9 protein-coding genes are annotated in these 8,501 nt (G+C 62.3%); 1 reads left to right on the top strand and 8 read right to left on the bottom strand.

From position 1 onward, the window contains the following. Positions 1–223: 223 nt before the first annotated feature. Positions 224–1,678 carry a 4-hydroxyphenylacetate 3-hydroxylase family protein gene (locus ACXJL8_RS26295; protein ID WP_456621853.1) on the bottom strand — a complete coding sequence of 485 codons (1,455 nt, stop codon included), beginning with the start codon at positions 1,676–1,678 and terminating at the stop codon, positions 224–226. 91 nt (positions 1,679–1,769) lie between these two features. Here ACXJL8_RS26295 and ACXJL8_RS26290 point away from each other — a divergent pair, with 91 nt between their 5' ends. Beyond that, positions 1,770–2,717, top strand: coding sequence for a LysR family transcriptional regulator (locus tag ACXJL8_RS26290; RefSeq protein WP_456685855.1), 948 nt, complete (start codon positions 1,770–1,772; stop codon positions 2,715–2,717). On the opposite strand, the gene ACXJL8_RS26285 is transcribed toward ACXJL8_RS26290, so the two are convergent. The 7 genes from ACXJL8_RS26285 to ACXJL8_RS26255 all read right to left on the bottom strand — a co-directional run. After that, positions 2,685–3,614 (bottom strand): 2-hydroxyacid dehydrogenase, encoded by a 930-nt coding sequence (locus ACXJL8_RS26285; RefSeq protein ID WP_456621855.1) that lies wholly within the window; start codon positions 3,612–3,614, stop codon positions 2,685–2,687. The two genes, ACXJL8_RS26290 and ACXJL8_RS26285, sit on opposite strands and share 33 nt — an antisense overlap. Beyond that, positions 3,611–4,066 carry a type II 3-dehydroquinate dehydratase gene (locus ACXJL8_RS26280; RefSeq protein WP_456621856.1) on the bottom strand — a complete coding sequence of 152 codons (456 nt, stop codon included), beginning with the start codon at positions 4,064–4,066 and terminating at the stop codon, positions 3,611–3,613. The genes ACXJL8_RS26285 and ACXJL8_RS26280 overlap by 4 nt, the downstream gene beginning before the upstream one ends. 201 nt (positions 4,067–4,267) lie before the next feature. After that, a complete protein-coding gene (locus ACXJL8_RS26275) occupies positions 4,268–5,263 on the bottom strand; it encodes a LysR family transcriptional regulator (RefSeq protein ID WP_456621857.1) in 996 nt (331 codons plus the stop codon). 64 nt (positions 5,264–5,327) lie between these two features. Beyond that, complete coding sequence (locus ACXJL8_RS26270; RefSeq protein WP_456621858.1) at positions 5,328–6,008, bottom strand: DUF1028 domain-containing protein; 681 nt, start codon at positions 6,006–6,008, stop codon at positions 5,328–5,330. 7 nt (positions 6,009–6,015) lie between these two features. Further along, positions 6,016–6,435: a RidA family protein gene (locus ACXJL8_RS26265; protein ID WP_456621859.1), complete on the bottom strand. Its 420-nt coding sequence runs from the start codon at positions 6,433–6,435 to the stop codon at positions 6,016–6,018. Positions 6,436–6,468: 33 nt separating this feature from the next. Then, a complete protein-coding gene (locus tag ACXJL8_RS26260) occupies positions 6,469–6,996 on the bottom strand; it encodes a flavin reductase family protein (RefSeq protein ID WP_456621860.1) in 528 nt (175 codons plus the stop codon). A 25-nt stretch (positions 6,997–7,021) separates the two neighbouring features. After that, the coding region (locus ACXJL8_RS26255) for a 4-hydroxyphenylacetate 3-hydroxylase family protein (protein ID WP_456685854.1) at positions 7,022–8,501 on the bottom strand (1,480 nt) is incomplete at its 5' end.

Below are 8,501 nucleotides of genomic sequence, written 5' to 3'. Positions count from 1 at the left end.
CTCACGAGAGATCAGCGCTCATGTTGCGAAAAGCTGACGGTCAATTAGCCCTGACGCGATCAAATCATCGAAGTTTCAGCGATCACGTCGATCTCCGTCAGCTTGGCGAGACCTCCAGGAACCAGGCTTGTCACAACGAGAGTAACGCGCCGCTCGTTGATGCCTGTTCGAGAAGCAGTCTGATATAGACCGCCGCAGCATCCACTCGCACAGCAGGCCACACTCATTCGCTCTTTCCGTCGATGCGGTCCGACAAGCCGGCTGACTTCTTCACGAAATCGAGCGGGCCGGAGAAGTCGAAGCTGTTGTAGACAGCGGCCAGATGATTGAAGTGCGGCGCCTGGGCGAATTGCACGAAGGTCAGACGGTGACCGGCATAGTCCGAATTGAGAAGGTCTCGCGCGAAGGCAAGCAGCCTGCGGCGATCATCGGCCTGCCACTGATCGTTCAGGGAATAGAACTTGTTCAGCCACTCTCCGCTGCCCTTGGCATCGAACGCGCTCACATTGGGCGTGATGCAGATCTGGCCACCGCATAATTCCCGCGCGATGTGCATCATCGCCGGCAGCTGCGAGCAGGCAAAGACGCGTCCGGCGTAAAGCATGGATTGCTGTGGCATCAACAGCCCGCCGGAGCTCTTCTCGGCCATCGCGATCGACGCGGTGAGATGCGCGTTGATGCCCTCGCGGTAGCAGACGAGATCGGCAAGCTTCTCGCGCACCGATTGCAGTTTTTCGAGGCCGGTCTGCTTGGCATTCCACATCGCCGCCCCGATCATCATGTCGGCGACGTAAAGCAGGCGCAGCACGTAAGGAAACGCCGAATAGCGATGCAGGGTCGAGCGTACGAACTGGGCAGCGCGCGTATGGCGATAGAAGAAGACGTCCTCCCAGGGGATCAGGACATCGTCGAACACGACCAGCGCTTCCACCTCGTCGAAGCGGTTGGCGAGCGGATAGTCCTGCGGGTTGCTGCGGCTGGCGAAACCGCTGCGGCAGATGTGCTTGACGCCGGGCGCACCCATCTTGACGATGCAGCCCACCGCATAGTCCGACAGCTTCTCGGTCGACCATGCTCCGACCGTGGGCTTAAGGTAGGCCTGGTCTGCATAGGCCGCCGCGGTCTCGTATTTGGCGCCACGGATGACGATGCCGGCGTCGGTCTCGCGCGTGACATGGACCATCATGTCGGGATCCTGCTGCTGCGGCGGTAGCGAACGATCGCCTTTCGGATCGGTGTTGGCGGAGACGTGGAAGACGTCCTTCTCGATCACAGCGCGGATATGACGGTCGATATTGGGTGCGAAGCGCGGATCGATCTCGGCCAGCACGTCGCGGCCATCGGTGAGCGACCACATCTCACCGATGGTCTCGTCGCCGACCCGGGTGACGACGCCGGAAATGTCCTTCATGAAATGATCGAGGGCCTTGATCTTGTCGTGCCAGTCCTTCTGCACCAGCGGAGGCCGGTAGAAGATCGAATGCCGCTCGTTGCCCTCGACATAGGTCAGATCGCTGCTATAGCGCTCCTCATGCGCCATGTCGTACATGCGCGCCTTGATGTCGATGATCGGCTTCAGCGCCGGGTGCGTGGTGACGTCCTTGACACGCTCACCATCGATCCAGACTTCGCGACCATCGCGAATGCCCTGCTTGTACTCTTCGCCTGTGCGGATCATCGATCGGCTCCTGTTGCACTGGACGAAAGGGTGCCGGAGCAGCTAGCATAAGGAAAATATAATTATCTTTGGAGATGCATAGGAAAACGCGATGAGGTTTTCTCTCCGCGCCCTTCGGTACATGGTCGAAACGGCCGACGCGGGGAGTGTGACCGAGGCGGCCAAACGCCTGAACGTATCGCAGCCCTCGATCTCAGCTGCGCTAAGCCAGATCGAGGCTGAACTCGGCATTCAGGTCTTCGTGCGCCATCTGGCGAAAGGTGTCACGTTGTCTCCAGCCGGCCAGCGTCTCGTCAACGATGCACGATTGTTACTCAATCATGCCCGCGATTTCGCACAAAGCGCCCAATCTCTCGGCAACACCCTCCATGGCGAGATCGTGGTTGGCAGTTTCCTGACCCTGGCCACGCGCTTCATGCCCGGCCTGCTCTCCGGCTTTCGCCAGCGGCAGCCCGGCATCTCGGTCAAGCTGGAGGAAGGCAACCAGCAGGAAATCATCGACGCCCTGATGTCGGGGCGGACCGAGCTTGCCCTCTCTTATTCGTTCGCCATGCCCGACGACATCACGGGCGACAAGCTATGCGAGCTGCCGCCCTATATCCTGCTGTCGGCCGACCATCCGCAGGCGAGGCGCTCGGCGATCAGCCTTGGGGAACTGCGCGACGAGCCGTTCATCCTGCTCGACCTGCCGCATTCACGCGACTACTTCTTCGGCCTGTTTGCCGCCGCCGGAATCGAGCCGCGCGTCGCCTTCCGGAGTCGCTCATTCGAAATGATCCGAGGGCTAATCGGTCATGGACAAGGCTATTCGATCCATAATGCGGTGCCGCGCACGACCATTGGCTACGACGGCAGCCGCATCGCCGTGGTGCCGATCGTCGAGCCTTTGCCGCCAACCCACGTCACGGTGCTGCGGCTGAAGCGGCACACGCCGCGTCCAGCGGTCCAGAGCTTCGCCGACTACACGCGCGATGCCTTCGCGATCGGCGGCCTGTTCGGGCCGGGATCAATAGCCCCGCCCGGGGTCGACGCGACTTAGCAGCGGCTCGCCGGTCCGAGAACGGCGGACATTCTCGCCGATCTGCCGTGCAGCGGACGCCGGCAGCGCGATCGACGCCAGATGCGGCGTGATCAGCACATTGTCCATGGTCCAGAGCGGGCTCTCCGATGGCAACGGTTCGGTTGCGAACACGTCCAGCGTCGCCTCGGCGATATGGCCGGTTCGCAACGCCGCGATCAGCGCAGCCTCGTCGACAATGCTGCCGCGCGACACGTTGACGAAGGCAGCCCCTGGTCTCATCTGCGCCAGCCTGGCTGCATCCAGAAGCCCGCTTGTCGCTGCGGTCTGCGGCAGCATGCAGACGACGATGTCGCTATTCCCCAACACAGCTTCCAGCGCCTCAAGGCCGGCCGAAGTCTCGAGGCCGTCGACCGCCTTCGGCGAGTTCGACCAGCCGCGCACCCGAAAACCCTGCCGTGCACATTCCATCGCGGCGGTCAGGCCGAGTTCGCCAAGACCGAGCACGCCGACGCTGATCGTCTCAGGATCGCGCGGATGGATGTAGTGCCAGCGCTGCTGGCGCTGCGCCCGTTCGAACGCTGGAATGTGACGCGCATGACGCAGCACCGCGAACAGCACGTAGCCTGCCATCATGCGCGCCATCTTCGGATCGGACAGGCGCGTGATCGGCACATCAGGCAGGTCGGTCCGCCCGACCAGCGCATCGACGCCAGCGCCGAGATTGACGACGAGACCGAGATTGGGAAAGCGTGCGAAGAAGCCATGCGGCGGCTTCCAGACCAGCGCGTGCCGGACACGGCCGACCTCCACGATATCATTGGCCTGGCGCAATTCGACGTCCTCGGCCGCAAGCGCTGCGCGCCACGCGTTGAAATCATCGTGGGCGCTGTAGAACGCCATCAACTCGGATTTCATTGAGCTGTTCGCTCCACGATCAACCGCGAGACGGCCGTCAAGGCCAGCTCGTAGCCGAGCGCGCCAAGACCGGCAACAACACCCGTCGCCGCGCGCGACACATAGGAATGGTGCCGGAACGGCTCGCGCTTCCAGATATTGCTCATATGCGCCTCGATGATCGGTCCCTCGAATGCGAGCAGCGCATCGAGAATCGCAACCGATGTGTAAGTGAGACCGGCAGCGTTGATGACGACGCCCGCGGCCTTCTCCCGCGCCTCCTGGATCCAGTCGACGAGGACGCCTTCATGGTTCGACTGTCGGAAATCGAGGATCAACCCAAGCGTGGCGGCATGATCTTCGCAGCGCTTCTTGATCGAGACGAAGCTCTCGCGGCCATAGGTTCCGCTGCGATCCAAGCCGTAGAGATTGGCGTTCGGACCATTGAGGAAATAGATCGTCGGTTTCGTCATGGATGCGTTCACACCTCTACCCGATACAGTCCGCTCTCGCCTAGGCCGGTGACGATGCACGACGCATACCAGTCGGGACGCGCACGCGGCCGCACGAACAGTAGCCGGCAGCGCCATCTTGACGAAAATCGAAAAAAACTATGGGGTTCGACGGATTTCGATATGCGCCTCCGGACTTCGGGCGGCGGCGACGTCAGCCGCTCAGTCCGGCGTGCCTTTTTCGGGCCGGCTCTCGTCGCCCTCCACCAGTCCGCGGAAGGTGCGGCGTTCCATGACAGGCGCGACCATACCCGGGATGTAGGCGTCGGAGACGAAACGGCGGCAATGCTGCTCGAACATGTCGACCAGTCGGGATTTTCGTCCCTGGGCCAGGGTCAGCACGCCGATGACCATCGGCCTGTGGTCACCGGATAGCCGAACCCGGGAAACACGCCGTCCGTCCAACGCAATCTCGCAGCGCGGCCGGACGTTCGCCAGCGTATAGCCGTAGCCATTGGCGACCATGGTCCGGATCACGTCCTGATGCGTGGAACGCGACACGATGTTCGGCTCAAGACCTTCCTTGATGAACATACTGAGGAAGTATTCGCGGCTGATCGGCAGATCCAGCAGGATCAGCGGTTCGCGCGCAAGTTCCTGAAGGCTCACGGCGGAGTGGCGCGCCAAAGGACCGGCTTCGCTGACCACGACATGCGGCGGCAGGCTCGCCAGCGGAAGGAACTCGAACTCGTCGGGAATCAAGAGGTCATAGGTGATGGCGACATCGAGCTCCGCGCGCAGCAGGCGCTCCAGCAATTGCTCGTGGTCGGCGACCGTCTGAATGATGCGCGATTCCGGATAGGTGGAGGTGAACGAGTGCGATAGCTCCGGCATCACCATCGGCGCCAGCGTTACCAGGCTTCCCAGCGATAATTGGCCACGGACTCGCTCTCCCACTTCGGAAGCCACCGAATAGACCTGCTCGGCCTGCTCGATCAGTCGCTTCGCTTCCACCAGAAGAACGCGTCCCGCTGATGTCAGCGACAGTCCTTGCGCGTGCCGCCGCACGAAGAGTTGGGTTCCGAGCTCCTCCTCCAGATGCGCGATCGCCGTCGAGATCGAGGGCTGCGAGATGTTCACGCGCTCCGACGCCAGAGTGATGCTCCCGGTCTCCGCTGTGGCGATGAAATATTCGATCTGGCGTAGCGTATATCTCATCAGCTTCTGCTCGGCCCCTGCATCTGACTACACGAAGCCGACTATAGCATGGGTGCGCGCCCGATCAGGCCCTATCGTCGCCAGCGACACCGAAACCGGGCGCTACCGACGGATTTTTCGCCCGGTCGATGTAGGCGTCGACCTGGGGCTGGTAGACCGCCCACAGCTTCTGGAGTGTCTCGATCGGGCAATCGCTCCAATCGACGCGGAGGTCCACGATCGGCCAGGATACGTCGCGCACCACGCAGAGGCCTGCCGAATGAACCGGACCGGCTTCTCCCCCCTGGGCGAGCCCGGCCTCCAGCGCCGACAACAGCCGCTCGACGAACGGCTTGCCGGCACTGTCCTGGTAAGCCGAAACCATGGCGACCGGCACCTGCGCATTGGCGAGCATGTTGCCCGCCGCGATCGCGCCTTCGCCCTCATGCGTGGCGTGAATGCCGAGCGTATTGCTGCCGGAATACGACGTGGTCCGTCCCCGCGCATCGACGACCACAAGCTGCCGGTAGGCGATGAACGGCGTCGACGCGACCAACGCGTCGCAAACCTCGCGCGCACTCAAACCACGCGCCAGCAGATCGAGGCCGATCTGCCCAAGCGCCGGGTCCGTGATGTTCTGGCTCGCGACCGCACCGACCTTGGCACGCAGATGGACACAGCGCGCCGCGACCGCCGGAGAAGAGGACGAGATCACCATCCCGAACATTCCGGTGTCCGGGCAACGGGCGGTCAGGGAGAAGGTCATGCAGCCCTCATCGACCGTCGGGGATGACTGCCGTCACATCGACTTCGACCAGCCATTCCGGCCGCGCCAGCGCCGACACCACGATTCCAGTCGAGACCGGGAAGACCCCTTTGAGGTACTCTCCGATCTTGCGATAGACCGCTTCGCGATACCGCGGGTCGGTGATGTAGATCGTGATCTTGCAGATGTCGCCGAGCTCTGCACCCGCCTCCGCCAGCAATGTCCTGACGTTCTTCATCGCCTGCTCGGTCTGGCCTGCAGCATCGCCGATCGCGACGTTGACGGCGGTGTCGAGCTCCTGGCCGACCTGGCCACGCACGAACACCATGCTGCCCTTGGCGACCACGACCTGGCAGAGGTCATTGTCGAGTTTCTGCTCGGGGTATGTGTCCTTGGTGTTGAACTTGCGAATACGTTTGTGGGTCATCGACTGGTCCTGATGTCGTGAAGGGAGCAATTGTTACGCCTGCGAGGCGGCGATAGGGTGGGCCCGGCCATAGACGCGATCGGCATAGATCAAGGCCCTGCCTGAGCCCACCGTCACTGCGCCGACCGCGCCGACGAAGATGTGATGGGTCCCGACGCGTTCGGACGACACGACGCGACAGTCGAACGCCACCACGGACTCGGCGAGGCGCGGCGCGCCAGTCTCACCTGAGAGCCATCTCCCATATGCAAACTTGTCGTCGCCGCCGAACTTGCTGCGGCCACCAAAATGATCGGCGATATCGGCTTGATCGTCGCGCAGGATATTGATGCAGAACACGCCATTGTCGACGATGGCCGTCGCCGTCTTGCTTTGATGATGGATACAGACCAGAACCGTCGGTGTGCTGCCGTCGGCAGAGACCGACGACATCGCCGAGACCGTGACGCCGGCGCGTCCCGCAGGACCATCCGTCGTCACGACGTTGACGCAAAATGCGGCCCGGCTCATGCCGTCGAGGAACTGCGTCCGAATGTCCATTGCCGCCGGTTGCACGCTCATGGCTGACACGTCACACCCCTCCCCGCTATTCGGCCGCATCGCGGACCTGTCCGAACCATTGGTTGACGGCGCTATCACCGGTCCGAGCGCCCTTCTCTCTCATGACCCTCTCCGACAGTCCCGCGGATCTGCGCACAAAATCGAGTGGGCCGTCCCAATCGAAATTTCGATAGACCGCGGCAAGGTGTGCAAATGGCGCCGATTGCGCAAACAGCTGGAACGTCAACCGATGACCCGCATAGTCCGAATTAAGCAGATCACGCGCAAAAGATAGCAGCCGGCGCCGGTCATCGGCGACCCAATTCTCGTTGACGGTGTAGAACTTCTCCAGCCACGGGCCCGTCTCGGCATCCTCGAACGCCGCCTTGTCCGGCGTGACGCAGATCTGACCTCCGCACAATTCGCGCGCGACGTGCATCATCTCGTGAAGCTGCGAGCAGGCCAGCACACGCCCGGTGTATAGCAGCGACTGGTTCGGCATCATCAGGCCGCCGGGGCTGCGCTCGGGCAGCGCGATCGCCGCCGTCAGATGCGCATTGATCCCTTCGCGATAGATCGCGAGCTTCGAGAGTTTCTCCTGCACCGCTTGCTGCTTCTCGAGTCCGGTCTGACGAACGTTGAACAGCGCCGCGCCGATCAGCATGTCGGCGAGCTTCAGATTCCGCTGCACAAACGCAAACGCCGAGTAGCGATGCAGCGTGGCCCGAATATAGGCCGCCGCCTTGGTATGCCGATAGAACAGGACGTTATCCCACGGGATGACGACGTCGTCGAAGATCACCAACGCATCGACCTCGTCGAACCGGTTCGACAGTGGATAATCTTCGGCCGGCGCGCGGCCCGCAAAGCCGGTGCGGCAGATGAATTTGAGGCCCGGCGAATTGAGATCGCAGATGAACCCGACCGCATAATCGGAATAAGCGGCATCGCCCCAATTGGCGATGGTCGGCTTGGTGAAGGCCTGGTTGGCGTAGGCCGCTGCCGTCTCGTATTTGGCGCCCCGCACCACGATGCCGGCATCGGTCTCCTTGACGACATGCAGCAGCATGTCGGGATCCTGGTCCTGCGGAGCCTTCGAGCGGTCCCCCTTGGGATCGGTGTTTGCCGACACATGGAACGGATCGGAATGCAGCACCTTGAAGATGTGGTTGCGAATGTTCTTGGAGAATTGCGGATCAACGTCGTTGAGCACGTCCTGCCCGTCGAACAGTGACCACATTTCGCCGACCGTCTCGTCGCCGACGCGCGTGATGACGCCGCCGACATCCTCGAGGACCGTGTCGGTCGCGCGGCGCTTGTCCCACCAATCCTGCTGACTGAGCGGCAATTTGTTGTTGATCGCGTGAACCTCTCCGTCCTCGCGGTAGGTCATCAGATGCCGCGTCTCCGGGGCATGCTGGAGGTCATATATCCGCGCCCTGAGATCGACCAGCGGTTTGAACGCCGGATGGATGGTGACATCCTTGATCTTCTCGCCGTTCATATAGACCGCGCGGCTGTCGCGA

It is taken from the genome of Bradyrhizobium sp. P5_C11_2, from assembly GCF_054049755.1.
The sequence above is the reverse complement of the archived record's forward strand: the minus strand, read 5'-3'. Positions and strand labels throughout refer to the sequence as shown.